The organism is Acidithrix sp. C25 (genome assembly GCF_904848545.2).
Map to the genome: position 1 here is coordinate 1,091,774 of NZ_CAJHCI020000006.1, position 25,653 is coordinate 1,117,426.

The window sequence follows — 25,653 nt, forward strand, 5'->3', positions numbered from 1 at the left end:
GGAACCTGAAAAACCTTTGCGATACCTTCAACAGCCCAATTACTACGTTTGTGAGTCGTCAAGCACTCTCCCTTTGGACCTCCGCGCGCAACCTGAAGCTCTTCTGAAAATCCCTTTCATCACTATGGCTACGGTTAGGTCAGTCTAAGCAGATTCCTAACTTAGGGGTCGAAGCTTCATGTACAAAGTGGACTCAAAAGAGGCGGCAATAATTATGACAATCTTAATCTTCGTAGCACTCTTGCTACTTTTCATAACGCTCGCCATAGCTCCATTGATTGCTGATCTACCTCAAAAAAGTAGCGAACGAGCTAGAAGGCGCGCGAAGGCTTCCCATCCATCTTCACAAGGCAAGATAGTTGTAAAGGTCCATAATGTGCGAAGTGGAAGCTCTCAATCGAAAGATACGAATTCAAGGGGTACGAAATCAGATTTAACGACTGAATTGACGAACTACTATTCGAAGTTGTCATATCTCTCAAGCAACCAATCACCGACTAACAATCGGATAGAGCTCGACCGAGAGAAATTTATCAGCCTTTAGACGGTTATATAACTCTGATAATTGATTCGAAGTTTCTCCGGAGGTTTTAGTTGGCACTCGTAGACGACTTACTTTTTTACAACCAGAGGGCTCGAGAGAGAATTGATACAGAGACTCTTGCCGTGATGGATCGAGCAACTCAGCTGCTCAAAGATAGCGGCTTTGGCGAAGGAATTGTAAAGGTCGGCGACAAGGTTCCGAGCTTCGAACTAGACCTTAGCGATGGCTCGAAATTTTATTTGGAGGACGCTTTGTCCAAGGGTCCGGGAGTTATCAAGTTTTACCGAGGCGGGTGGTGTCCGTACTGCAACATGGAGCTTCAGAGCTACCAGCAATTGATTCACAAATTCGAAGAACAAGGGTTGTGGCTGCTAGCGATCGCACCAGAAGAGATCGACCGTATAGGTGCGACGATCCAAAAGAGGGAACTGACCTTCCCGATTGCCGCCGATCCAAGCCAAAGTGTAGCTAGATCGCTCAACCTAGTGTTTTCACTACCCAAAGACCTAATAGATGTCTACGAAAAGCTTGGCCTTGATATCATGCGTACAGGCGAAGGAATCGAACTACCGGTACCTGCAACCTTGATAGTAAACCGCGACTCCACCGTCGTCGCAAACTTCTTCGACCTCGACTACACCAAGCGCAAAGATCCGTCGGCAATTCTTGAAGCGGCTCGAGCGCTCGTATAAGTTCCGAGGGTCTTGAGAGCGCTAGTTTCGTAGTTCCGCAGTGACAAATGTTGCCTCTAACAATTACTCAAGGGGGCACACTTGTTGAACTTGAAGTCCTTCAGCCACAATCGATTGCCTAGGGGCTACATAGAGTCGATTTCGAAAGTATTCTTACAGACGAGAGCTAGTTAATTCGAGATTGTGACACTTACTAGAAGTAATGGTCCTCGACAATCTAGTTCGATCGGAGTATGAAATGAACTACAAAGTAATCGCCTTCGACCTTTACGGAACTCTGCTGAATACCGATGGCACCAAAGATGCATGCGTTCGCTACTTTGGCGACAAAGGTATAGAACTTGTATCACTTTGGCGGAGATTTCAACTGGAGTTCACTTGGTTACGATCACTTACCGGAGACTTCAAGGACTTCGATGAAATCACGGCCGATGCACTCGTCTATTCAATAGAACTTCTCGGCCTCGACCATACCAACGAATTAGTTGAGGACATTGCGCGATCGTATCTTGACCTTCCCGCATTCGACGAAGTTGGTACCGTTCTTGCCCGACTCAATAGAAACTTCGAAACGATGGTTGTATCCAATGGAACTCCGTCGTCTATCAAGATCGCCGTCAAGAACGATGAACTGCACTCCTCACTCAATTATCTTGTCTCGGCTTCAGCGGGAGGCGTCTTCAAACCTAGCCCAATCGCATATGACCAAATATTCGGCTTTACCGCATGTTCAAAGGCTGAAATCCTCTTTGTATCATCTAATAGTTGGGACATAAATGGTGCCTCCACCTACGGTTTTGACACATTTTGGGTAAATAGACGTCGAGCTCCATTCGAAAACCTTGGCGCAAGAGCAAAGTATGTTGGGCAAGATCTAAACGACCTTATGATTCTCCTCGACGCCTAGCAAATCAATCGAATAACTGTACTTCCAAGGTATACCGTTCAGCTCATAGCGCCGAAACTGTCTAGAAACTGAAATCGCGACCGACCTCCACGGTGCATGAATCAATACAGCCGTCGGTGACTCACTAAAGATCAAAGCTAAATCAAGGACCGCGGTGGAAGCCGAGATGAAGTTATGGTTTTCCATTGCACCGACGGCGTTTAAGGTAACCGCCTTTCACGGTCCGACCAAGTTTGGATGGATCGATAGCTATGAGCCAAAACCTCCTCATGAGAACTACCATCTCGAGCGTCTTCGCCCTAAGTGAGCTCCTCCGCATCAGCCGCAGTGGCCCCTTCCACAAGCAGATTCCATCAAATCCTCCTCTCCCTTTGTCACTTTCTAAAAAGGGCAGGAATCTGATCAATGGCTGCACTTCACTAGGGTATTAATCATGGAAAATAGACAGATACAGCGAGCGAATTTTACAGTTTCTGCACTTGGTCTTGGCACGTGGCAACTAGGCGGCGACTGGGGGGATGTATCAGAAGAACAGGCACTTGAAATACTAGGCAATGCCTATGGGGCCGGCGTCAACTTCTTTGACACCGCCGACGTCTACGGCGATGGAAGGAGTGAGCGCATAATCGGCTCATTCCTCAAGACTATTGACAAAGATAAGGTCATTGTGGCCACCAAGATGGGGCGAAGGGCTCCTCTCGACAGCTCCTTTTACACCTACGAAAACTTCTCCGCGTGGATCGATCGTTCGCGGACAAATTTAGGAGTCGATAGCCTCGACTTGACACAATTGCACTGCCCACCAGACGAGGTCTTCGATATTGAAAGTGTCTATGACGACCTTGATCGCCTCGTTGACGAAGGCGCTATCAAAAAATACGGCGTCAGCGTAGAAACTTGCTCTCAAGCCTTAAGAGCGATTAAGAGGCCGAACGTGGCAACAGTTCAAATCATTTTCAACGCCTTCAGACTAAAACCCCTCGACGAGGTACTTCCAAGCGCCAAAGAGGCTGGAGTTGGGATAATCGCAAGAATTCCACTAGCGTCAGGGCTATTGAGCGGCAAGTACACAAAAGAGACCATCTTTAGTCAAGACGACCACCGCAACTACAATCGGAAGGGCGAAGCTTTCGACGTAGGAGAGACCTTCTCGGGAGTGGACTACGAAGTAGGCCTCCAAGCAGCCAAGAGGTTTGCCAACCTACAGAACGCAGTTGCGCCCGCTACAGCGGCAATAGCTTGGATTCTCTCTCATGACGCAGTATCAACAGTTATCCCTGGTGCGCGAAATATCAGCCAGCTCAAGGGAAATTTAGCAGCTACTGACTATCTCGATCTGGGAGCATCAATAGATACCGGCGTAGTTGACATCTACGACCAGTATCTAAGATCATCTATTCATCCACGCTGGTAATCGAAAGAAGTACAACGGAGATGAGCGCCACATGAAAAATTCGATCTCATGTCGGCATCGCTGTCGTAATCTTCCGACTTACCTCACGAGCCTACGCATTTAACTTTGACTTCAAAAGACGTTCTCAGGCCACCTCTAATAGGTGGCCTGAATTGATTGCGGCAATAGCTAAAACGACCTACGTGTCCTATTCTCCCGACTTCCCACTTCGATCCTTAGCACTTTCACCGATCTTAGCGGTAGCTAAAAATTCACTGACGTCGCTCTGCTGAAACCGAAGTTAGATGGCAGATGTACAGCGGAGGCACCTTGGCACTAACACGCCTGAGGCTGATCTCAACCTTGGATCTTTCTACCACCCTCACAACCCTGAACTAGCCCTCTCTGCCAAGATTGTTGTCATCTAGCTTGATTTTTGTTTATAAGAGGGCGAAGATGGAATGGACATGAAAAGGTACCCCAAAGAACTAAAGCAAAAAGTAGTTGCAGCTCTATATGAGCTCGACAATTCAGGAGATGCTACACCTGGTGCTATCGCCAAGATTGCAAGGGATAACGAAATCAATGCAAACGTTGTCTACCAGTGGAACTCAGAGCGCAAGGCTAGTGCAAATTCAGCCAGCGATAAGATCAACAAGATCAAAGCTGTTGTTGACACAGCTGCGATGAATGAGCACGAACTCGGTTCTTGGTTGAGATCAAATGGAGTTCTAGCAGTAGACCTGGAGGAGTGGCGCAACACCCTAGAGTCAGCTCTTGACAACAAGAGTGCTGCTAATAGGGCTCACCAGGCGGAACTTGATAAAGAACGTAAAGCTAGAGTACGAATTGAAGCTGAACTTCGACGGAAAGAAAAGGCGCTAGCAGAAGCTGCTGCTCTATTGGTTCTTCAAAAAAAAGTACGAGAGATCTGGGGGGAAGAAGGGGACGTCTAGTCTCTCCCCTCTGTATCTAGATCACAACGTTCGAGCTCAAGCTGTAGCTCTAATCAATGAAGCAGTAGATGCAGGTGCTAGATGTTACAAAGCCTGTGAAGTTTTGAAGATATCCACTCGTACATTTAGGCGATGGGAATCTGGTGCTACAGATCGCCGGCGAGGAGCTGTACACAAACGTCGCTCTAACGCACTATCGGAGGAAGAGAGACATGAGATCATCGAAGTGTGTACTTCGAGTAAGTTCTCCTCTCTTACCCCTGCCCAAATAGTTCCAAAGCTCGCTGATCAGGGCAGATACATTGCATCTGAGAGGACCTTCTATCGAGTACTAGCCGATAGCAATCTAAACAAGCGCAGGAGCAGGACGAAACCGCCGAAGAAGAGAGCTAGACCAGTGCACACAGCAGTAAAACCAGGTGACATCTGGACACTTGATATCACCTGGCTAAATGGACCAGCTAGGGGTATCTATTACTACGCCTATGTGATCATCGACCTTTATTCGAGGAAGATAGTCGGATGGGAAGTATACGAATCCGAAAGCTCTGAGCAGCTAAAGAGAGTCGTAAAGCGAGCAATGGCTAGAGAGAATATGGTCCCGAAGGTGATCCACAGCGACAATGGATCACCTATGAAGGGCTGGTCACTAGTTGAGTACTTATATGAGCTAGATGTAAATATATCAAGGTCACGGCCTCGGGTATCTAACGATAATGCTCATATCGAGTCGCTCTTCAAGACCGTGAAGTACTTTCCAACCTATCCCTATGGAGGATTTGCCACAATAGAAGAATCGCGTAAGTGGATGAGTGAATTCGTTGATCACTACAACAACGACCATCAGCACTCTGGCATCAAATTCGTAACTCCACAACAAGCACACAGTGGCGAACATATTGAGCTACTAAATAGACGGCGCGAGCTCTACGAGGGAGCTCGCAAATCCAAACCAGGACGGTGGATCTCGGGCAAATGCAGAGACTGGGATCCAGTATCAGAGGTACCTATTATTCCTACGAATAAGTCGGTTGGAGATGGACCAAAAGGGAGACGAAAGGAGGTAGCTTAGATTGTGCGAAAGTGACAACTTCCTTGGCAGGCTCCGTTACCCTAAAAGCTGTGGTGTCCTGGTCCCTAATATTTACAGGAAAGCAATCCAACGCGCGATAGTAGCTTTTGGTGGTCTTATCCTCAAATGAGATCGATGAAGGCTACTACTTCATCACAAGAGGGACAGAGTCCACCTGTTCCGACCTTCTTACAGAACAAGCCACAGTCGTCACATCGCTGGACTCCTAGGTATCTTGTTTCACATTGCGGACATTCATAGACGGTGCAATCTTTTCTCTTATTGCCCTTTGGCAATTTCGCTATGGGGACCTTGTTTCTATTACGGAGCTTCCATGCATTTACTCGACATCTGTCGCTACAGTAGATTCTTGGCTTAGTACCAGTAATTGCATTCCCACAGTAATGACATACTGGCGTTGCCATAGCGTTGCCTAGGGGGATTTTATCTTCCACTTACATCTCCTTATGGATAGTTGTGATTGGGTGCCAAGGAAACGTCTCAAGTAATTCCTGGCCCTTGGTGATGGCTATTAGCAATCATGGGTGAATGCGGACAACTAAGGGTTTTTACACATTCACCCAGACTGAGATTGACTAAGAACATCCCACTGCAGCCATGGTGGTGACATCGGGGAGTTATCTGGGTGAGGCCCATGAAGATGCATATGGGTATGGTTACCCATATGCATCTTCATGGGTGCTAGCTATTGCTGGCAACACTAGCTAGGCGTTCTCAAATGGTCATTGACTAGAGCGAACTAATCGTCTGTGATCATTGGAGGTCACTAGCGCTAAATGGATCGCTTTATGAATTCAATCGTCAAAACAAGAGCCAGCCTCTCTGTCGTTGTCATTCGACGAAGGGCTGGCTGTGATCCTTGAAGCTCAAGTAGGCCTAAGAGTCAACCGTAGGATCCAAAGACCCACTAAAGAGGCTCGAATTGAAGATTTCTAGTCGCTAAGGTGAAGTTGGCTATCAACTAATCACCGCTCACTTGTCACTACTTCTCCTTGTCTATGAGCTGCAGCTGCCTGAGGGCTGGTGTAGATACCTTGGGCTACACGATCACGTAAGCGATAGGAGTTTCCTTTGATATTGATTACCGTGCAGTGATGTAACAGACGATCCAAAATTGCTGTTGCTTGGATGACATCAGGAAATATTTCACTCCATTCTCCAAATCCTTTATTTGAAGTGAGAATTATCGATCCAGTTTCGTACCTGGCGCTAATTACCTCAAAGAAGGCATTGCTGGCTACATGGTCGATGGCTCGGTATCCGATTTCATCGATAATTAGTACTTTTGGAGTGATGTATTTTCTAAATCTAGCTCCAGATGTCCCATATGACAGATCATCGGCGATTTTAGATAGCGTTGTAAAGTAGACGCTGTATCCGCCAATGATGGCTTCCATTCCAAGACCTATAGCGATGTGGCTTTTACCAACCCCAGGAGGTCCAAGTAGGACTACGTTTGACGAAGTTGCCACGAATGCCAATGAGCACAAGCCATCGATTACTGCTTTATCGAGCGAAGGACAAAAGGAAAAGTCGAAGTCAGATATACGCTTTTTGGAAGGTAAGCCTGCCGTTCGCATTCGAACTTCAAAGGCTCGTTCGCGCCTAGTCGAGAGCTCATGGCTAAGTAGATCTTTACCAAATGCCAAATAGGAGTAGTTCGCCTCAGTGGCACTTGTAAGCTTGGACTCTAGGATTTCTGCTGATCGGCTCAGTCCTAATTCAATAAGAATCAAACGAAGTTCTTCTAACTCAAGCATTTAGGCTAACCTCCTCGTAAACCCCAAGTGAACGTTGTTGTACTTGGGTGTTAACGTATTGCCTAGCAATTGGAACAGGCCCTATGAAAGATCCATGTCGCTCTATGCCTTTATATTGTTCGGGCAGATAAACCATGGAGCGCTTTTTGTAAGAGAGTGCGTGAGTAGCAATTAGCTCTTCATCTAAAAAGACCAAAAGAGCATTGTTCTCAACAATCACGCTGACAACCCTATGGGAAAACCGCCAAGGAACTCCATATCTAACTCCGGCGAAAGAAAAGAATCCGTCAGCACCAACTTTTCTAAACTGACGTTCAAATTGATAAAGTTCACTTCGTTTCGGAAGAGGCCGAAGATAGGGCGACTCATTGGCAAATGCTTCTAGGGGAGTCTCGCCAAGGCCATTATGTACTCTCGTATCAGTTTGTCGACACCAAGAAAGAGCCTGTTCATTCAAGTCGGCTAAGTTGGTAAAAGTACGTGCTGGCCAAAAGTTATCCTTGGCGTATCGTATTCCTCGTTCTACTTTGCCCTTTGTCTGGGGTCTTCTCACTGGAGCTAACTTGATTGATATACCTAAATATTTAGCCAAGTCGCTCGTGTGACTATTTAGGTCCCATCCTTGAGTGGTTGAGCCACCAAGGACAACTGTTTTCATGTGATCGGTAAGAAATGCATCGGTTATGCCACCAAAGTAATAAAGAGCATTGATCAAACAGGTAGAAAAGCCATAGATGTCAGCTGTTAGGGCAAACTCTAGATAGACCCTTTAGCTATAACCCATTGTCACCATAAGTCCAGCGATGTTTCTCCTTGTTCCTCGGTGATCGTCATAACCAAAGAGTCCCCAATCAAGTTGAATCTGAGCTCCCGGTTTGCTTTCATAGCGAATGGTCGCCTTGGCGTGAGGTCGAATATTTGGTTTGATAGATTTTACGTAATTACGGATCGTCGTTTCTTTAGAGCTATAGCCCAAAGGTTCTATTCGAGAGAGTATCGCTGGAGCACTGATCAATCCGTCTTTGACAAAACCATCAATCATCTCCTTATAGAGGACCTAAGTTTTGATCCCCTAGGGGCTCTAGGTGGTTTAGTTTCGCACATTGCTCCATCACGAACGTACTTGCGTACAGTATTCCTAGATACACCGGCAAGTTTAGATATTTCGTGATAGCTGTGTCCTTGTGATCTTAATTCAATTAAATTCATTAATGTCCTGCCCTTCAGCATTTGATGACTCCTCCGTGGTTTTGAATGTTCCACAGACAAGTCTTACTGGAGGGTGGGTCAATTTAATGTTGCTGATCCTGGGTCAATTTAATGTTGCTGGCAACAACCATCATCATCATCGACGGCGGAAACTCGTAATACCGAGTTGATACGACCCGCGCCACGAATCTATTCAGCCAAGGAATTCATCGCACTGATCGCGGAACGCGTGGCGGCGTGTGGGACATTGAACGGGGCGACTGTCTCATGATTGAGGGTGAGACCGAAGTAGTCAAACGCCTCGAGCCGATCTTTTTAATCGTTGCGCCCGGTATGGACTCTGCGCCTCGAACGCTAGGACGAACCGGCAGGTCCACCACGCAAGAGCACGGGTACCTGCACTGTGGCCACAACGGCACAGGACACTTTATGAAGATGGTCCACAATGGGATTGAGTACGGGATGATGGCGGACCTCGCCGAGGGCCTCAACGTTTTGCATAGCGCCAACGCCGGTCAGCGCCCAGCCGACAATGAAACAACCGGTGAGGCAAATAAATGAACAGCTTCTACGACGATTATTCAATAACTCTGAACGGACTACAACTACGACAACGCCCAATGCTAACTATCAGCCAAAGGCCAAGGTCTTTGAAAAATGGAGTCAGTTCGAGACATTCAAATCGGATCAATCAGAAAATTACTTTGGTCCGATTTGTGTCTACCAACCATTCGGCTACTACTGAGTCGGAACCACTACAGAAAGGAAACAATATGACAACTCTTCAAGACTACAGAAAGACGAGGTGCCTATCATGAGCGAGAACACGGAGTTCATTATTGGAAGCAACGTGTCGTGTAGCGATGGCACATGCGGAGAACTGCGACGTGTCGTCGTCGATCCCGTCGCCCGAACGCTCACTCATTTGGTCGTCGAGGCGAAGCACCGGACGGGAATGGGCCATCTCGTTCCGATCGATCTCGTCAGCTCTTCTGGAGCCGAGATCAACCTAAACTGTACCGTAACTCAGTTCGAAAATCTCGAGGATGCTGAAGAAACCCAGTTCCTGTCTGGAGCATATGGACCGTGGGACTACAAGCAGGACCAGATGCTCTCTCATCCCTACTACGGACTTGGCATGAGTGGGATGATTGGGACGAGCACAATGGATGGAACGAGCACAATGGATGGGGTGGGCGTGAACGCTAGTCCTCAGGTAATCGTCTCCGACCGTGTTCCAGTTGGTGAGGTTACGGTGCGCCGTGGCGAACCCGTACGCGCCACCGACGGATCTATCGGACAAGTACAAGGACTGGTCGTTGATCCCCATGATCATCATGTGACCCATGTACTTCTCAATGAAGGGCACCTTTGGGGCAAAAAACAGGTCGCCATCCCGATCGGCGCCGTGACTGGAGTTAATGACGGTATCAGCCTAAACCTCACCAAAGACGAAGTGGGCGACCTGCCACCGGTCGAACTCGCCGACCAAGGGTAAGCTCCATCGACATCGGCGCCAACCCGATGGTCGCCTATGGACAGGCCGAAGCCCGGCGTATGAGGGCGAGAAGAGGATTGACGGCGGCACTCATTTCAGATATAGAAAGGACATGACAATGGGCGACCAGCGTGTGATACTCATAAGCGCCAACTGGAAAATGCATCTGAACAACGTCGAGGCGCTTAGTTTGGTGCAACAGTTCGCTGCGCACTTGAGTGCCTCGCCTATTCCGCCAGGGCGCGAGGTGAGCATCCACCCGCCGTTCACCTCCTTGGCCACGGTGAAGGCCGCCATCGAAACCTACCGCCTTCCTGTTGTGCTCGGTGCGCAGACCTGCCACTTCGCCGACTCAGGTGCCTATACCGGTGAGGTGAGCGCAGGAATGCTTGCCTCGCTGAACGTTCGCTACGTGATTGCCGGGCACTCCGAACTGCGTGCGCAGTGCGGCGAGACCGACGAGGTCGTGCGTGACAAGGTCAGCGCCATCTATCGGCACGCAATGCGGCCGATCCTCTGCGTTGGTGAGACCACCGCAGAGCGTAACAGTGGCGTTGCTGAAAGGAAGGTTCGCCGGCAGGTGGCCTCGGCGCTCGGCGACCGGCCAGCTGAGTTGGTTGCCGCGGCAGTCATTGCCTACGAGCCGCTCTGGGCTATCGGTGCTGGGGTGACCGCCACGCCCGACGATGCGGCGCAGATGTGTACAGCGATTCGAAACGAACTCGGAAACTTAGCCGGAGTAGATGAAGCCGCGATGGTTCGCATCCAGTATGGCGGCTCGGTCACAGCTGAGTCCTCCGGGGCGTTACTCGGTGCGGAGAACGTAGACGGGTTCCTCGTAGGTGGGGCGAGCCTCGACGCCGAGCAGTTTAGCACCATCGTGACCGGTTGATTCGGGCCGCGATGCTGGACAACTCGTCCCTCTCCAGGACAGGGTCGAGGCTGGCCTTGTGAGCAGCGCAACGACGATGGTCGTGTCTCCCGACGCCGTCAAGCCAATTGCTCTGATGGTTGCCTGGCTGGCCTGTTTGCTCCTCGGCACCCAAGTGCCATGTGCCACCTGGAGATCGCACCGCTCTCTGCCCGCGCCTGAGTACTCCAAAAATCTGTACCAGTCATTCCAGTAATTATTTACCAATCCTTTCAACCTACCACAGGAGCCATTGCGGAATGGCCTGACTATTCCATAACTTGCGACCACGCAATATTGAAAACTGCGACGTGCGTCACGAATAGGTGGCGTGGGTCAAAAATATCTTGCTCGTAGTGAGTCAAAGATAGGTTGCTGGCAACAGTGACCAGGGAGATGCTCGTCATTCAGCTGAATCTCGCGGCCCATCCGTCTTCGGTGAATGGGTAGCGTTAGCTTTGGTGCCTTGGCGTCACAGTTTCCGGCGATGCTCCAGCCGGTAACGACGCTGCATGGCTGACCGCCGCGTTCCCAGATGTCGTTGTGGTCGCTATTGTGCCCGCTGTTGTCGCCGGTAACGACGCTGCATGGCTGACCGCCGCGTTCCCAGATGTCGTTGTGGTCGCTATTGTGCCCGCTGTTGTGCCCGCTGTTGTCGCCGGTAACGACGCTGCATGGCTGACCGCCGCGTTCCCAGGTCTTGTGCCCGCTGTTGTCGCCGGTAACGACGCTGCATGGCTGACCGCCGCGTTCCCAGGTCTTGTGCCCGCTGTTGTCGCCGGTAACGACGCTGCATGGCTGACCGCCGCGTTCCCAGGTCTTGTGCCCGCTGTTGTCGCCGGTAACGACGCTGCATGGCTGACCGCCGCGTTCCCAGATGTCGTTGTGGTCGCAGGATTCAAGTCGGAATATGTCGGGCGACCGTGAGTCGTACCTGAAGAGCTTGCAGACGCAGCGCTGCCGTTTGATGTGTCTGGCGGTGCTACCACCGAACCTCGGTCGAGTTCGTATCCCTGGTACTCCTGAGCTGGGAGAGAATTCTCCTGTGAGCTCGTTCTGGACGCTGGAGCGGGAGTCATAGTGCTACCTGTTGCGCTTGCAGTCGTGTTCGCAGTCAGTGCTGATGCTGCAACCTTGCTTGCAGGGCCTGCTTGCGTGACGAGTACCGACGGAGCAACACCGTGCACGAATGAGACGAGTGCCATCGTTTTTCCGACAGTTCCAACCACGGCGGGGAGACCCACAGGGGCCGTCCATCCGAGGAAGGGCAGTTGAGCAATCCAAGCAGCAGGGCCCGACATAAACCGAAGGCGCCCAATTGAAATGTTTAGAAAGGCACGTACTACATCAGGATCAAAGTGCGTCCCAGCACATCTCACTACTTCTTGACGGGCCTCCAATATAGACATTGGCCTCTTGTAGGACCGTGCGGCTGTCATGACTTCGTAGGCATCGGCAAGTGAAACGATGCGCCCAGGGAGGGAAATATTGTTCCCGGATAGACCTAACGGATAGCCTTGGCCGTTCCATTTCTCGTGATGCTCCCATACGGCGTTCGCAAATGGACCCATCCACCCCAGAAGTGGCTCCAAGAGTTTCTGGCCCTCAAGGGGATGTCTTCGTATTTCTTCCCACTCGGCAGGCGAAAGAGCCCCACCTTTGTTCAGGATTTTAGTGGAGACAGCCACCTTCCCTACGTCATGAAGCAGTGCGGCCCACACGAGTTTGTTGCAGTCACTCTTTGATAGGCCGACTTCCTGTCCTATGAGCAGTGCATAGGCTTTCACTCGTTCAGCATGACCTCTGGTTCTACGGTCATGGTACGTGAGTGAAGCGACCAGTTCGATAACTGAAGCAGCATCTGTCGGCGTCTTGAATTCCTGAGCCTTCATGTCGACAGCCTTGACACGCTCTTCGAGTTTTCTCACGGATCCAGCACGCATTGCTGACTTGAACCGAGACGGTGCCTGGTCAGGAAAGATCATCGTCAGTTTCAAGAGGGCGACTAACGGTAGAAATCTCCGGGTCTGCCTCTCCACCACCAACAAAAGTAATGACGAGGAGAGCAATAGCGAAGCCAACCATGCCAACTGCGAGATTGTCGTATGTGGCTCTCGGATGATGTGGCTGAAGACGATGCTGCTCATCACTGCGCTCGCTATAGGTATCAGAAAGAGACCTAGATGTAACAGCAATGCATGCCGGGGCTTCGCTGCCCATTCACGGGGTTTTGCTGGCTTGTTGGGCTCAGTCGTCGTTCCCTGATCTATTAGTGCTGCCGTTGCTTTTCCGAGGCCGGTATCTCTTAGTGGCAAAATATTTCGCCTTGATAACACTACTCTGAGTGACATGACGTGTATATCGGTCTTTTTAGTGAATTACTTTAAGTGATTTGTAACGATGGACGATGCTCGAAAACTAAACACTTACAACGCTCGAAAAGTGAACAGTTTCAGACACCCCAGCTCTTGTCTTCAGCGGTCAGCATCACGCTTGGTAAAGCTTTCGATGCCTCGTTCCCTCAATCGATAATTAGCGCCTTTGAGGGCGAGCACGGCGGCATAATGGACGATGCGGTCGATCATCGCAGCTGCGACTACTTGGTCCCCAAAAACACCACCCCAGCCTGAAAACGCCAGTTTGCTGATGAGAATGAGTGAGGCATGCTATTGATGCGGTGTGCTCATGATCGCAGTAATGCGGACAAAAGCACAGGCTCAGAAAGTGTCCGAACTAACTGGGTGTAAAGTTCTTCTTGACGAAGGTAACCCAACAAGGAAGATATCGCTCACCGGAGATTTCGAGCAATACCGAGATATGCACTAGAGTCAGTCAGCGTACTATTTGCAGCTATGTGACGATACCGGCGAGAAGGTTCCAACTGGTTGGACGGTCACAGGGGCTTCGATTGAGGTCGAGTGGCCAAAAGATCCACAGGTAGCATCTGGTATCCGTTCTCACTTTGGTGCTAGACGCTTCGCCTACAACGGAGCGCTAACCAAAGTAAAGTCAGACATGGAAGCCAAGAAAGAGAACTCAGACCATAAATCGACGCCGTGGACTCTTGAGGCACTTCCTAAACAGTGGAACCAAGGAAAGAACGGGATCGCTCCTTGGTGGGGTGATAACTCCAAAGAGGCATATGCCTCTGGCATAGCTGACCTCGTACAGGCGCTATCTAACTGGTCTAGCTCTAAACACGGCAAACGAAAGGGCAGGAAGGTCGGCTTCCCTCAGTTCAAGTCCAAGAGAAAAGATGTAGGGCGACGCTTTCGTTGATTACGCGGGGGTATCAAGGCGTCACTGAAGCTGATGATGACGTAGAGGTGGCTGTGTAGTTGCGTTGTCGCTATCTGTTAGGGCAAACTAGGGAGTCCGAATAAAATGGGACCCCCTCGCTGTTTTTTGTCCGAACTACAAGAGGGTCCCCCAGAGATGCCAGAGGCACCATGACCTTAATTGTATCTAGTGATCCCGACGTTGTGGAAGCTGAATTGTTGGGTGGAAAACTTTTTTGTCCATCCTGTAACGGAGTGCTTCGGAAATGGGCACATGCGAGGTCGAGAACCATTCGTATGCGTGACTGCACTAAGACGCTTTGTCCACGAAGATCGCGCTGTAGTGATTGTTTTAAGACCTCGGTTCTCCTGCCCGATTACCTTTTAGTTCGCCGGGTGGACGAAGCAGCGGTAATCGGGTCAGCTTTAGTTCAAAAGGCTGAGGGACTTGGACATAGAAAGATCGCTGCAAATATCTGTCGTCCCGAGACAACCGTCCGAGGCTGGCTCAGACGTTTTAGAGAAAAGTTGGAGATACTCCTAGAACGCTTCACCAATTGGGCTCTGGTTTTAGATGTCACATTGTCTGAGATTGCCCCAGCGGGATCTCTATTCGCAGATGCCCTAAGTGCAATTGGGATTGCTGTTCGTTCTCTAAGCATCCGCTTTGGTCCTAGTCCCCCATGGTCCCAGATGTCAGTTATGTGCGGAGGAAGACTTCTTTCCAACACCAACTCACCCTTTCCAGCACCTTCATAATCAGTAATGATTCTTTTTGTCATTTATTGGCACGACAAAAAGGAGAAAAAGTGACAACGGATCCACTGGAAGAGCCAAAACATCACCGAGCGGAAGATATAGCACTATTTCGCTACGGGATAGTTCGTGAAGCAGCAGATGAAACCCTCTCTAAAACAAAGCGGGGGCAACTTGTACGCGAGTTGGCTTATACCACCCATATTGGTATTGACGGAGTTCCGGTAGTGGTATCGCGCCAAAGCATCGACCGCTGGATCCGTACCTACAGAAAAGGCGGCTTTCAAGCTCTTCACCCTTCAGCACGCCATGTTGAGCCCCGTACCCCGGAGCATCTGCTTTCTTTAGCATGTGAGCTTAGAAAAGAAGATCCTTTTAGAACAGCAGCCCATATTGCCCAGATCATCAGAACTCAAAATGGATGGTCACCTAATGAAAGAACTCCACAGCGTCATTTCAAAGCTTTAGGACTCACAAGATCCCAGCTGAGCGGTCAAAACATTGCATTTGGGAGATTTGAGGCAGACTATCCAAATGAGCTCTGGGTGGGAGATGCTTTACACGGCCCGGTAATTGCCGGAAAGAAGGCAATCTTGTTTTGTTTTTGTGACGATCACTCCCGATTGGTTACAGCTCACCGCTGGACATATTCTGAAGATACTCTTTCAGCTCAGGCAGCGCTACGACGTGGAATACTCTCAAGAGGTATACCGGGTACCGTGTATCTCGACAACGGGAGTCCATTTGTCTCGCGTCAACTGCTAAGAGCCCTGGCAGTTCTCGGGATTCGGCTAGTGCACTCGAAACCTGGGCGTCCAATGGGTCGTGGAAAAATTGAGCGTTTTTTCATCAACGGTAAGAGACCAGTTCCTAGTAGAAGTAGCCCACAGCGATATCTCTTCGCTGGAAGTTCTCGAAGAACGCTTCCAGGGGTGGGTGGAACAGGTCTATCACCGACGGATTCATTCTGAAACCGGCCAGACACCACTTGAACGGTTCTCCATTCTGCCAAAGATACCAGATCTTTCTCTTGTGAGGGAGGCATTTCTATTCTCTGAATCAAGAACTGTTACAAAAACTGCAACGGTTTCCCTCTATGGGAACGACTACGAAGTAGACCAGGCTCTGGTAGGTAGGAAAGTAGATCTGGTCTTTGATCCATTCGATCTCTCAGCTATCAATGTGCGGTATATGGACAGAGACTTTGGTAAGGCTGTTATTCATAAAATCTCCCGCCATTCGCATCCGATGACCATTGCCCACTCGCCAGAAACCATAAAACCAACCGGAATTGACTATCTATCCCTGGTGGATAAACAGCACAGGAAATACCTTGGATCTCCAATTGGCTACAGGGAGCTAAACGCAGAGGAAGAGAAATGAGCATAGATCAGATACGTTCACATTTTGGATTTACAAAGATGCCATTTACAAAAGAAATATCCCCGTCTGATCTCCACCCCAACCAGGGGCACTTAGAAGCAGTTGCCCGGATTGGCTTTTTAGTTGATGAATCAGCTATTGGAGTGATAACCGGAGAAGTTGGATCTGGCAAAACAGTAGCAGTGAGAAAAGCAGTGTCACTGTTAGAGCCATCGAGACACAGTATTATCTATCTGGCTAATCCGGCACTTGGAACTAAAGGGATATATTCAGGGATCGTCTCTCATTTAGGCGAGAGTCCCTGTTTTTACAAAACACCGCTTATCTCCCAGACAATCTCGCTGCTTGCATCTGAATCGGAAAAGGGACGAAAGGTGGTAGTGGTATGTGACGAGGCTCATCTCTTGGAAGGTTCCCAGTTAGAAGAGCTGAGATTTCTTACCAATAGCGATATGGATTCATCCAGCTCTTTTGCTCTGGTTTTAGTTGGTCAGCCAAATCTAAAGGCACGGCTGCGACTTTCAACCTTTAGCGCACTTGAACAGAGAATATCGCTTCGCTATAGCGTTCCACCAATGAAATCGGAGGAAACCAAAAGCTATACGCTACATCACCTGAAGCTGGCAGGTCGAACGGATGCTCTATTTTCAGATGAAGCGTTGGGACTGATTCATCAGGTTTCCAGAGGTCTGCCGAGAGCGGTCAACAACCTTGCCCGTCAAGCACTGATAGCCACATTTGCAAATAAAAGCGCAATCGTAGATGAGAAATCGGCACGCCAGGCAATATCAGAAGTTGATTCAGAGTGAGAATGAGAAAGTTAGCGACAACCAGAGGACCGCCGTGACCACCATCAGTGTCACTGGCGACATAGCGATCACACAACATGATCAGTTACTATGTCGTCTGCATGATCAGCTTGGCTGGTGGGCAACAAAAGACCGCAACAGAGTACGTTTTACGACTGGCACTATGGGTTTTGAGGACGATCATCGAACAATCGTGCTGCCGATGATAGGTGCGCTACGCTCTATGGAGAACACGCGCAGAATACAGCGTCACCTAGCTAAGAACAATGCTCGTCTACTCAAGCGCACTCTATCACAGAGATGGGGTCGGTTGTTCGTCTCCTGCCAGCTCGCGATCAAGACAAGCGTAGTTACTCCACCGTCTGCAACTATGTCCAAGAAAGACCCCCGCGCCGGTGTCGATCTAGGACTAAGGTCACTTGCTACTATCGCAGACAGCAATGGTAGCATGACAGCTATTCCTAACCCCGCTCCGCTCAGAGCTACTATGAATGAGCGTCGTAGGGTTGGACGCAATCTCATCCGACGGATACCCGGATCACACGGTCACAGGCAAGCGAAAGCCAAGCTTGTCAAGTTAGACCGTAAAGCCGTATACGTCCGTCGTGAAAGTATCCATCAGTTAACCTGTTACCTGGTGGATAACTACAGCGAAGTTAAGATTGAAGACCTTAACATCGCTGCCATGGGTCGAAGTATGGGAAGACGGGCATTGCGCCGTTCGGTATCTGATGCCGGACTCGGAGCCTTCAAACCAACGCTTACCTATAAGGCCGAACGTGCCGGAGTCAAGGTAGTCGTTGTAGATCGCTTCTTTCCCTCGTCGCAAATCCACCACAACTGCACAGGCAGACTCACGGGTGCAAAGCTCGCAAAGAGACTTATCTGTGATACTTGTCATGTTGAGGTGGATCGAGATGAGAATGCTTCATTGAATATCCGTGACTGGTCGGTTATCAGTTGTGGGCCAGTTGGGTCCAGCGCCCTGCCCGTTCCCAGGCCATTTGGTACAGGCGGCAGTTGCGATGATGGGATGACTCATCATCGGCCGCGCTGTTCTTGTGATGCAAGCCGGTGTCCCCAGAGGCGCCATCGCCAACGAACTCCAGGGCCAGTCCACCTTTGATTTCTCCGTGCACCAAGCCTCGGGGATACTTTCGGTGCAGACTAAGCTTTCGGTGAAAGACGCCCTGATCATGCTTCGCGCACACGCGTTTGCTGTGGATATATCTCCATCCGAACTCGCGCATCGAATCATCGACCGTGGCACTCGGTTTGACTTTCAGTCTAGGGTCTGGCTAGAAACAGACCCGAAAAACAGGGAATATGAGGAATACGAGGAATATGGGAATTAGTGTAGAGGCATCCGGTAGTTCATCCTCAAGGGTCGCCGACCGTTCTTGGGGGAACCCAGCAAGACGAGGGAATTATGAGTAGAGAATCACTGATAGTCAGCACGCTGGTCGAGTTGGCCGACAATCTCGTTGACAGCTTCGACATCATCAACATCCTCACGACCCTGAGTGATCGCTGCGTCGAAGCCTCAGACCTCCGGTAGTTGAGCCACAATCCCTGTTTTGAACAGGGATTTCTTTTATGTTAGGAATTGCATAAGTCGTTCAATAGTGCCATGATAAGGAGATGAGAAAACGCCGAGAACAAATCGAATTGCTTCCGGGTATGCCTGCGCCATTCAAGCTCACTAAGACGATGGTAAACGGCGAGATGGTGGTGAGCTGGGGGCCTCGGGCAGTTTTCGTCTACGATCCAGCGGACCTAGGAATGCGAAACTTGGCCATCGTGGCACTTACTTCGGCAGGAGCCTCGGGCTTAGAGGTGGCTGCTCTCTTTGAGTTGCGACCCGAATACATCTCGAGATTGCGGGGCAGAGCATCCAAGGGCGGTTCCGCCGCTTTGGTCCCACCTATGGGACGACCCCGGCTTCTCAGTGATGAGGCGATTGCTCAGGCCTATGCCATGGCGGATGCAAACCGTCCAGGGACCGAGATCGCCGCTGCAATTTCGGTCTCGACCGCCACTGTGAGCCGTCTTCTGGCACGGCGAGTTCGCCCTGAGTCCGAACAACTACGCCTCAGTGTCATTGATGGGGTTGAAAAGCCCGATCAAGCAAACATAGAAGCCGAATCCGCCATAGTAAAGCCCGATCTTGGAAACAGTAGCGACACCGACAATCTAGTAGTTACCCGCATCAGCGATGGGATCCGCCAAAGTGCCTATGCAGGGGCGATGCTTTTGCATGGCTTTTTTGATCGAGTGGGTGCCAGTGCTGTGTTCGGTGTGTTGCCATCAGGTAGCGCACGCCGCTACGACGTGAGCGCCACGTTGCTTGTTGCAACCTTTGGATTCGCACTTGGTGCATCGTCACTAGAGGGAACCAAGCACCTATTGGACACTGACGCCGGAGCACTGGTCGGCTTGGAACGCTTTCCTCATCTTCGAACCCTGCGCCCCCGGCTCGCTGGCCTTGCCGATGAGATTGATCCTCTTAGAGTACAAGTAGCTCTAGCCAAGGCAATGCTAGAGGCCGACGATAGCGCTCCGGAAGTGTTCTTTGTTGACGATCACTTCGTTGCCTATACCGGGTCTGCTCCACTGGCTAAAGGTTGGAATACCCGCCGACGACACGGCGAGCCAGGTAGGAACGACACGTTAATCGTCGATGAGAATTGGCGGGCCATCTGTTTTTCATCTGGAGCACCGTCGTCGCTCTCCAAAACCATGTGGGGTCCTCTTGAACAGCTACGGGTCATCTGTGGGGACCGCCCGGTGATGGTCGGCTTTGACCGGGGTGGTGCCTACCCCAAGGTCTTTGCCGAGTTGAACAAGGCCGGCTTCGACTGGGTCACCTATCGCCGTGCCCCTCTTGAGGTACCTAGTGTTTTACCTAAACACTCATGGGTAACCATAGATGGATATCGACACTACATCCAAGTAGCATCAGAGACTCTTCATCTAGAAGATGTCGGAGCGCTCCGCCAGATCAGCATCTATGAGGATGGTCAGGTGGCATTGCAGATCCTCACCTCTGATTTGGTGAGCAGTGCTGCTCGCCTAGCACACACCCTGAGATCGCGGTGGCGCATCGAAAACAGCTTCAAGTACTTACAAGACCACCACAGCATTGGTTGGTTGTGTGACTATCGCATGGATCGCCGCCCTAATGTAGCCAAGGTAACCAATCCCATGCGCACTCAAGCCCATAACGCACTCAAGAGCGCTGAATTAGCTGTTGCAGAGCTTGAGAGATCTATTGGAAGAAACGCTACTACCCAAACTGTCGACATCAAAGAGAAAAACAACACTCTTGATAGTCTCTCGCGTCAACTCGAGGTGGCACGTGTGGTCTTCGAGGAAGCAAGAGTTGCACTCAAAGCTATCCCCGCCAAGATCCCCGCTACCGATATCGATCCCAACGCCACTAGAGCTTGGCCTGTCACCAATCGCCGGGCCTTACAGATGGTCTGTAGATTGCTCGCTTACAACGCAGAACTTGACTTGGCTCGAACGCTCAACAACTATCTCTGTGATCTAAATGAGTACCGGAGCATTACTCGTAACTTGCTTCATCAGCCCGGTGAGATCCGCTATAGCCCAAGAGCAATTACCGTTACCATTCGTCAGCCTGATGCTCCCCGCATCAATCGAGCCCTTAGTCTGCTCATAGAACAACTCAACGCTAACCCACCGCGCCTTAGCGGTGACAACCGACCAATTACTTATCAGATCGAGCCAAAATCTTGACATCGATGTACTTCGCTATTACCGGAGGTTTGAGGCTTGGAGGTGGACGCCGCTGGGGTCTTGCTGGCTTCACCCGGTGGAGAACTGCAGTTCGTAGCTTCCTCGAGCGAATCGATGCGCGTGCTTGAGCTCTTCCAGATCCAAACGAATGAAGGTCCGTGCATGGACTGCTACCGGAGCGGTGTAGCCGTAGTGAATGTGGCCCTCAGCGAGGCGAACGGACGTTGGCCGCTCTTTGCACCGCGAGCAATCAAGCACGGCTTCCACTCGGTGCACAGCCTTCCCCTGCGACTGCGGGGACGTACCATTGGCGCTCTCAATCTCTTTCGAACATTGCAGGGACCGATGGAAGACGGAGACATTGCCGCCGCGCAAGGCCTCGCTCACGTGGCGACCATCGCCATCCTTCAACACCGCGCGATGCTCGACGCCACCTCGCTCAATGAGCAACTCGATCACGCTCTCACCAGTCGCATAGTCATCGAACAAGCGAAGGGCATCATTGCCGAAGCGACGCAGTGCAGAATGGACCAAGCGTTTGGGCGACTCCGTGCTCATTCACGCAATCACAACGAAGGTATCACTTTGGTCGCCTCGGCCATCGTGGCGGGAACGCTTCAAGCGAATGATTTGGACAATCCGACGTAACGAAGTTCGGGGTACTGTGGAGAGTTCGCAAGATGTTTCGCATCACGGTAATCGTCAGTGTATTTGCTGGAAGTGACAATTATATATCTCAGCTACTGGGTCGAGGGCTAGCTTGTATCGAGCCCGCATAGTCCTATCTTTCATAGGAGGAATACCGAAAGGCCTCGTTTTGCTGCTTTTCTTAGCTATATATAACCGGCGAAGTGGCAGATGCTGATAGCCCCGGTGCGTCACCTGTGTTATGGCATCTGCCTTTGATTTGGGTGTTGACCAGATTATCTTGTCCACACCCGGGGTTTTATTGCCTTTATTTGTTGTCACTAATTTAGCAGCAAGTGCCTTGCTGCTAAATGAGTGAGTGAGGAATCAGATGTTGAAGGACTTTCACCTTGTTCCATCTGCCTTGGAAAGTGTTGCCTTTACGACGTAGGCTTCGTCAGTAGGGCCACACTGTGGCGTTAGCCATTTTCATTTGCCTTCCTAGCCTATGAGGTTCTACGGCCCATCTCGCAACTCTGGCTATTTCACAACTGCGACCAAGGAGAAGTCTGCTTGGCTTTGCACCTGGTAATCTCTCAACAGGTAATGTCTCAAGGTGTATCCGTCTCATTAACAAGAGCGCGTTTCGCGCTTTCTCTCCAATCCTTGTGCCCCCCATCCCCATCGGCCTTCCTTAGCTTTGGCTTGCCCAATTGCTTGGGCTGGGATACGGGCTTAGAAATGTTCCGCCGAAATAACATACGTTGGGGTTAGGGCCTGCCTTTTCACCGGAGGGAATTGTTGTCAGCGCGCATCTATAGGACAATGATGCGACCGTTCCAGATACCTTTTGGTCCAAGCCCATCAGCAACTTTGGCTTGTTTGCAATAACGATCTTTAACCAGCAGTTCACATATGTTGCTCATACCCAGCTAGGCCTACCTCCGTGCCGCCTGGCCCTTTAGGGCCTTTTGGTTGAAAGTGTTGGCTTCTCCTCACGGATTTGGCCTATTAGATTTCCCGCGGGTACTTTTCCGACAGCTCCATACCAGAGAATTACTCCTCTGGCATGTGTCGGTGGGCTTTGCCAGCTGAATGACAAGTTCCTCCTTTTGGAACAGTTTTACCAGGCAACTACATTTCGCACCTATTTATTGATGCAAGAATCAAAGAGGTCCCTAAGCCCAAGTTTCTCAGCAAGCGCGATAAGGAAGTATTAATCCGCCGTTGGAAACTGCGTTCGAATCGTCAAAGGTGGCCTTCAAACGGTCTAAGCTACTAGTAGATGCTTGCATCTAAAAGGTGCTACTTGAACTGGTTGTTTTTAGTCTATTTTAACCTAAAGTTTACCAGTTCAAGCAGCACCTTTTCCACGCCAAAATCAAAGTCGATTGCCTAAATTTTCGGTGTCTCCAGGATTACCGCCAAAGGAAGGTGTGAGGTCAGGCAACTTTGAAGCATTTACTCGCGAAACTAATCTCATCGAGCCGTCGAGTCATTGCTACTGAGGTCTCCGTTGTCGTTGTCATCATTGCGGCAATCGGAGTGAGTCTCAGCTTCGGTGGCTCGGCACGGATTCCACCACCGAGTCGGACTACCACGACGAAGTCGTTACCCACGACAACGGCAGTTCCGCCTACTACTACTAGTACTACAACGACGATGCCACCAACTACGACAACGCCGTTAGCCGAACCAGGAGGTGGCCTGACCTTGTTCCCAGGAAAGCGCATCGTTGCCTTCTACGGTGCTCCCGGCGGTGGGGTGCTTGGAGTGCTCGGGCAGACCTCGCCAGAAGTTGCGTGGACGGCTCTCGCACAACAGGCAGCGCCATACGCACAGCCGGGAGTACAAGTGATACCGGCCTTTGAATTGATTACCTATGTGGCCCAACATGCCCCCGGCCCCGGTGGGACCTACTCTCAGGAAATCTCTCCTCAGGCTATTCAGCAGTACCTCGACGTTGTCCAGGCACACGATGGACTTTTGATCCTAGATATTCAACCCGGTCGCGGGGGATTCTTGGCCGATGCAAAGACGCTTGCCCCATTCCTAAAGCTACCTGACGTCGCGTTAGCTCTGGACCCAGAGTGGGAAGTAAACAATACACAAGTGCCCGGTCAGGTTATTGGTCATACGACGGCAACTGAAATCAACCAGGTTGCAAGTTGGCTACAGTCCCTCACGACCGCCTATAATTTACCGCAAAAGCTGCTCCTTATTCATCAGTTCACGCAGACCATGGTACAGAACAAGCAGGATGTACAACCGCAGGCCAACGTGCAGATTGTCTTCAACATGGATGGATTTGGGAATTGGCCCGTGAAGGTCTCGAGTTATCATCTTTTGGCATCTGACCCGCGTTTCGGTCTTGGTATAAAGCTCTTCTACCAACAAGACAAACCGTTGCATCCTCCATCCGACGTTCTTGCTCTCGTCCCTCAACCCGATGTCATTGAGTACCAGTAAGTTCGATCCACCTTATGTGAAGTAAACGATTATGCGAAGTTGAAGGACATACCCGCATTTCTCAGTGTACCTACGGGTGCACTAGCTTCGCGTAACCGGGTATCAGTTCCTCAAGAACATGTCAAGAAGGCAAGGATATCGGCATAGTCCTTCCATCCGGGCAAATCTAGCGAGATCATGTTGGGACACGCCTTTTCGAGCGCTTCGCATTTAAACTCGGTATCGGCTCGGGCATAAATCTCGGTAGTGAAAATATCTACATGTCCCATGCGATCACAGATGTAGATCAAGTTCACTCCTGCTCAGAGCAAGTGCATTGCCTTAGTATGACGAAAAACATGGGGCATTATAGCTTCCGAAACGATTGGTTGCACCAATCGTTTCGGAAGCTGCGTATTTGTCGAGAATATAAGCCATCGCTACTCGAACTGCCATCGCCTCTTCATGTCGGATCCCCCTATCATTGTTCACGACGGGGGCGGCAAACAGGTCAACCGTTTACCTTAATTCTGTAAATCACTATTTTTCAGAGCAGTATTCACTTCGCTGGTTTTGCGTACCAGGCGGCGGGGATTAGGGCAGGACCGAAAACCATAGCGGCGGTAGAATAGCATCGCCGCATCATCGATGGCATCGACAACTATAAACCGTGCCGCAGCTCTAGTGGATGCGTCCACAGCCCTCTCCAGTGAATCAAAAAGAACTGACCACCCAGCTCCTGACCTTGAAGGGAGTGATCTAAAGCCAGTGGAGCCAACAAGATCGCTGGGATTACCTAGGACGAACCGTGTGCGATTCCCTTCGGTGCCTCGACTCGACGCAGGAGATGGGCAGCCAAAGTGAAGTAGCCGACAACCACCGAAGATGTCGGATCGACCCACACAAAGGTTCGTCCGCTGTTGGTGGCCTCGGCATGACGGGCGAACCGTCGGAGCCAATCATCGAGAGCCGAACTTCCACAATCAAAAACATCGAGTTTATGATCAGCCGAAAGGTGCTCCGACTGGTATTGGATCACCTTCGGATAAAGTAGCGAGGATGGCTTGTAAGCTCATGTAGAGCACTTGGCACTTCGTCAGGAGCATCGAGTGCTGCAATAAGACTGTCAAAGAAGTCCGCGGGTATGAGTGTCTCCCGTTCAATAACAAGCTCCTCCTCCTCTGCTGCCCTTGTCGCTGCTTGCACAACGAAACTGGTCACTGACTCACCCCGAGCTACTGCAGCTCGGCGAATCAGTTCCGCTCCTCTGACGAGACTCGCATCTCCATCCGTTCCATAAATGCCATACCGTATAGCATACGGCACCTTTTTAGCCTGCTGATATTGTTGCGGCAGAATCCGCTAATAACTAACCATGAAATACATCGAGAAACCTCCGCAGGCATAAATGACCTTGCCGATAGCCGGATTCCCACTATCGCTATGCACTTGGTTAGGCAGAATCCCCACATGACGCATCCAGGGAAGAAGATGGCCAAAGGTGAGGGATAGATTGGCAACTCTGCACCAAGACGAGTCTTTCTTCTTGGATCCGGCTTTTCAAAAGCAATTTCTAATCTAATGCCTGATACAAATGAATTGGGATGATTGCTTGCGGAAAACCTGGA

The 25,653-nt window shown here is 50.4% G+C and carries 25 protein-coding genes and 3 pseudogenes; 18 read left to right on the forward strand and 10 right to left on the reverse strand.

Translation table 11 applies throughout. The features are described from left to right. Nucleotides 1–178: 178 nt before the first annotated feature. The 6 genes from ACIDITHRIX25_RS73865 (at nucleotide 179) to ACIDITHRIX25_RS73890 (ending at nucleotide 5,564) form a co-directional block, all read left to right on the forward strand. Entirely contained in the window at nucleotides 179–544 is a 366-nt protein-coding gene (locus ACIDITHRIX25_RS73865) for a hypothetical protein (RefSeq protein ID WP_213333412.1), read from the forward strand. A gap of 50 nt (nucleotides 545–594) precedes the next feature. Then, nucleotides 595–1,236 carry a peroxiredoxin-like family protein gene (locus ACIDITHRIX25_RS73870; RefSeq protein WP_201732717.1) on the forward strand — a complete coding sequence of 214 codons (642 nt, stop codon included), beginning with the start codon at nucleotides 595–597 and terminating at the stop codon, nucleotides 1,234–1,236. Between the two features lie 238 nt (nucleotides 1,237–1,474). Beyond that, the gene (locus ACIDITHRIX25_RS73875; protein WP_201732718.1) at nucleotides 1,475–2,143 is read left to right on the forward strand and encodes a haloacid dehalogenase type II; all 669 of its coding nucleotides are present in this window, start codon (nucleotides 1,475–1,477) and stop codon (nucleotides 2,141–2,143) included. A 433-nt stretch (nucleotides 2,144–2,576) separates the two neighbouring features. Beyond that, on the forward strand, nucleotides 2,577–3,557 hold the full coding sequence (locus tag ACIDITHRIX25_RS73880) for an aldo/keto reductase (protein WP_201732719.1): 981 nt from the start codon (nucleotides 2,577–2,579) through the stop codon (nucleotides 3,555–3,557). A gap of 446 nt (nucleotides 3,558–4,003) precedes the next feature. Next, complete coding sequence (locus tag ACIDITHRIX25_RS73885; protein ID WP_052604628.1) at nucleotides 4,004–4,492, forward strand: hypothetical protein; 489 nt, start codon at nucleotides 4,004–4,006, stop codon at nucleotides 4,490–4,492. Between the two features lie 10 nt (nucleotides 4,493–4,502). Continuing rightward, nucleotides 4,503–5,564: an IS3 family transposase gene (locus ACIDITHRIX25_RS73890; protein ID WP_283770417.1), complete on the forward strand. Its 1,062-nt coding sequence runs from the start codon at nucleotides 4,503–4,505 to the stop codon at nucleotides 5,562–5,564. 122 nt (nucleotides 5,565–5,686) lie between these two features. Here the strand turns inward: ACIDITHRIX25_RS73890 and ACIDITHRIX25_RS73895 are convergent, their stop codons facing one another. The 5 genes from ACIDITHRIX25_RS73895 to ACIDITHRIX25_RS000000104240 all read right to left on the reverse strand — a co-directional run bounded on the left by ACIDITHRIX25_RS73895 (nucleotide 5,687) and on the right by ACIDITHRIX25_RS000000104240 (nucleotide 8,575). Then, a complete protein-coding gene (locus ACIDITHRIX25_RS73895) occupies nucleotides 5,687–6,019 on the reverse strand; it encodes a hypothetical protein (RefSeq protein ID WP_152625793.1) in 333 nt (110 codons plus the stop codon). A gap of 531 nt (nucleotides 6,020–6,550) precedes the next feature. Further along, nucleotides 6,551–7,345, reverse strand: coding sequence for an IS21-like element helper ATPase IstB (gene istB / locus ACIDITHRIX25_RS73900; protein ID WP_201732634.1), 795 nt, complete (start codon nucleotides 7,343–7,345; stop codon nucleotides 6,551–6,553). Next, nucleotides 7,338–8,060 carry a Mu transposase domain-containing protein gene (locus tag ACIDITHRIX25_RS73905; protein WP_201732720.1) on the reverse strand — a complete coding sequence of 241 codons (723 nt, stop codon included), beginning with the start codon at nucleotides 8,058–8,060 and terminating at the stop codon, nucleotides 7,338–7,340. Before ACIDITHRIX25_RS73905 ends, istB begins: the two co-directional genes overlap by 8 nt. Nucleotides 8,061–8,114: 54 nt before the next feature. Beyond that, nucleotides 8,115–8,387: a hypothetical protein gene (locus ACIDITHRIX25_RS73910; RefSeq protein WP_052604141.1), complete on the reverse strand. Its 273-nt coding sequence runs from the start codon at nucleotides 8,385–8,387 to the stop codon at nucleotides 8,115–8,117. After that, nucleotides 8,384–8,575, reverse strand: a complete 192-nt coding sequence (locus tag ACIDITHRIX25_RS000000104240) for a helix-turn-helix domain-containing protein (RefSeq protein WP_201732636.1) — start codon at nucleotides 8,573–8,575, stop codon at nucleotides 8,384–8,386. Before ACIDITHRIX25_RS000000104240 ends, ACIDITHRIX25_RS73910 begins: the two co-directional genes overlap by 4 nt. A 246-nt stretch (nucleotides 8,576–8,821) precedes the next feature. Here ACIDITHRIX25_RS000000104240 and ACIDITHRIX25_RS73915 point away from each other — a divergent pair, with 246 nt between their 5' ends. From ACIDITHRIX25_RS73915 to tpiA, 3 genes are all read left to right on the forward strand, one after another. Next, complete coding sequence (locus ACIDITHRIX25_RS73915; RefSeq protein WP_201732721.1) at nucleotides 8,822–9,115, forward strand: hypothetical protein; 294 nt, start codon at nucleotides 8,822–8,824, stop codon at nucleotides 9,113–9,115. A 253-nt stretch (nucleotides 9,116–9,368) separates the two neighbouring features. Beyond that, entirely contained in the window at nucleotides 9,369–10,052 is a 684-nt protein-coding gene (locus ACIDITHRIX25_RS73920; protein ID WP_201732722.1) for a PRC-barrel domain-containing protein, read from the forward strand. 118 nt (nucleotides 10,053–10,170) lie between these two features. Continuing rightward, complete coding sequence (tpiA, locus tag ACIDITHRIX25_RS73925) at nucleotides 10,171–10,944, forward strand: triose-phosphate isomerase (RefSeq protein ID WP_201732723.1); 774 nt, start codon at nucleotides 10,171–10,173, stop codon at nucleotides 10,942–10,944. Between the two features lie 470 nt (nucleotides 10,945–11,414). On the opposite strand, the gene ACIDITHRIX25_RS73930 is transcribed toward tpiA, so the two are convergent. Together ACIDITHRIX25_RS73930 and ACIDITHRIX25_RS73935 are read right to left on the reverse strand one after the other, a co-directional pair. Continuing rightward, the gene (locus ACIDITHRIX25_RS73930) at nucleotides 11,415–13,277 is read right to left on the reverse strand and encodes an HD-GYP domain-containing protein (protein WP_201732724.1); all 1,863 of its coding nucleotides are present in this window, start codon (nucleotides 13,275–13,277) and stop codon (nucleotides 11,415–11,417) included. Nucleotides 13,278–13,436: 159 nt separating this feature from the next. Next, nucleotides 13,437–13,628, reverse strand: a pseudogene (locus ACIDITHRIX25_RS73935) (ATP-binding protein); the annotation flags it as partial. Nucleotides 13,629–13,806: 178 nt separating this feature from the next. Here ACIDITHRIX25_RS73935 and ACIDITHRIX25_RS73940 point away from each other — a divergent pair. From ACIDITHRIX25_RS73940 to ACIDITHRIX25_RS73980, 8 genes and pseudogenes are all read left to right on the forward strand, one after another. After that, complete coding sequence (locus ACIDITHRIX25_RS73940; RefSeq protein ID WP_201732725.1) at nucleotides 13,807–14,241, forward strand: hypothetical protein; 435 nt, start codon at nucleotides 13,807–13,809, stop codon at nucleotides 14,239–14,241. 170 nt (nucleotides 14,242–14,411) lie between these two features. Continuing rightward, nucleotides 14,412–14,999: a DUF6431 domain-containing protein gene (locus ACIDITHRIX25_RS73945; RefSeq protein WP_201732726.1), complete on the forward strand. Its 588-nt coding sequence runs from the start codon at nucleotides 14,412–14,414 to the stop codon at nucleotides 14,997–14,999. Between the two features lie 26 nt (nucleotides 15,000–15,025). Beyond that, a pseudogene (locus ACIDITHRIX25_RS73950) lies at nucleotides 15,026–16,379 on the forward strand (DDE-type integrase/transposase/recombinase). After that, the gene (locus tag ACIDITHRIX25_RS73960) at nucleotides 16,376–17,188 is read left to right on the forward strand and encodes an ExeA family protein (RefSeq protein WP_052604286.1); all 813 of its coding nucleotides are present in this window, start codon (nucleotides 16,376–16,378) and stop codon (nucleotides 17,186–17,188) included. The pseudogene ACIDITHRIX25_RS73950 and the gene ACIDITHRIX25_RS73960 overlap by 4 nt, the downstream one beginning before the upstream one ends. Before the next feature lie 34 nt (nucleotides 17,189–17,222). Further along, nucleotides 17,223–18,314 carry an RNA-guided endonuclease TnpB family protein gene (locus tag ACIDITHRIX25_RS73965; protein WP_201732728.1) on the forward strand — a complete coding sequence of 364 codons (1,092 nt, stop codon included), beginning with the start codon at nucleotides 17,223–17,225 and terminating at the stop codon, nucleotides 18,312–18,314. A 34-nt stretch (nucleotides 18,315–18,348) separates the two neighbouring features. Continuing rightward, nucleotides 18,349–18,543, forward strand: coding sequence for a hypothetical protein (locus ACIDITHRIX25_RS73970; protein ID WP_201732729.1), 195 nt, complete (start codon nucleotides 18,349–18,351; stop codon nucleotides 18,541–18,543). A gap of 286 nt (nucleotides 18,544–18,829) precedes the next feature. Beyond that, nucleotides 18,830–20,950 (forward strand): putative transposase, encoded by a 2,121-nt coding sequence (locus ACIDITHRIX25_RS73975; RefSeq protein ID WP_201732730.1) that lies wholly within the window; start codon nucleotides 18,830–18,832, stop codon nucleotides 20,948–20,950. 42 nt (nucleotides 20,951–20,992) lie between these two features. Further along, nucleotides 20,993–21,598 carry a GAF and ANTAR domain-containing protein gene (locus ACIDITHRIX25_RS73980; protein ID WP_249685707.1) on the forward strand — a complete coding sequence of 202 codons (606 nt, stop codon included), beginning with the start codon at nucleotides 20,993–20,995 and terminating at the stop codon, nucleotides 21,596–21,598. A gap of 87 nt (nucleotides 21,599–21,685) precedes the next feature. Here ACIDITHRIX25_RS73980 and ACIDITHRIX25_RS73985 read toward each other — a convergent pair. After that, nucleotides 21,686–22,004 (reverse strand): annotated as a pseudogene (locus tag ACIDITHRIX25_RS73985) (reverse transcriptase N-terminal domain-containing protein); the annotation flags it as partial. 1,025 nt (nucleotides 22,005–23,029) lie between these two features. Between ACIDITHRIX25_RS73985 and ACIDITHRIX25_RS73990 the strand changes: the two are divergent. Beyond that, on the forward strand, nucleotides 23,030–24,046 hold the full coding sequence (locus tag ACIDITHRIX25_RS73990; RefSeq protein ID WP_201732732.1) for a hypothetical protein: 1,017 nt from the start codon (nucleotides 23,030–23,032) through the stop codon (nucleotides 24,044–24,046). Between the two features lie 775 nt (nucleotides 24,047–24,821). Here the strand turns inward: ACIDITHRIX25_RS73990 and ACIDITHRIX25_RS73995 are convergent. Next, nucleotides 24,822–25,064, reverse strand: coding sequence for a hypothetical protein (locus ACIDITHRIX25_RS73995; RefSeq protein WP_052604213.1), 243 nt, complete (start codon nucleotides 25,062–25,064; stop codon nucleotides 24,822–24,824). Further along, nucleotides 25,061–25,351 carry a type II toxin -antitoxin system TacA 1-like antitoxin gene (locus tag ACIDITHRIX25_RS74000; protein WP_052604214.1) on the reverse strand — a complete coding sequence of 97 codons (291 nt, stop codon included), beginning with the start codon at nucleotides 25,349–25,351 and terminating at the stop codon, nucleotides 25,061–25,063. The genes ACIDITHRIX25_RS73995 and ACIDITHRIX25_RS74000 overlap by 4 nt, the downstream gene beginning before the upstream one ends. Nucleotides 25,352–25,653: the final 302 nt, after the last annotated feature.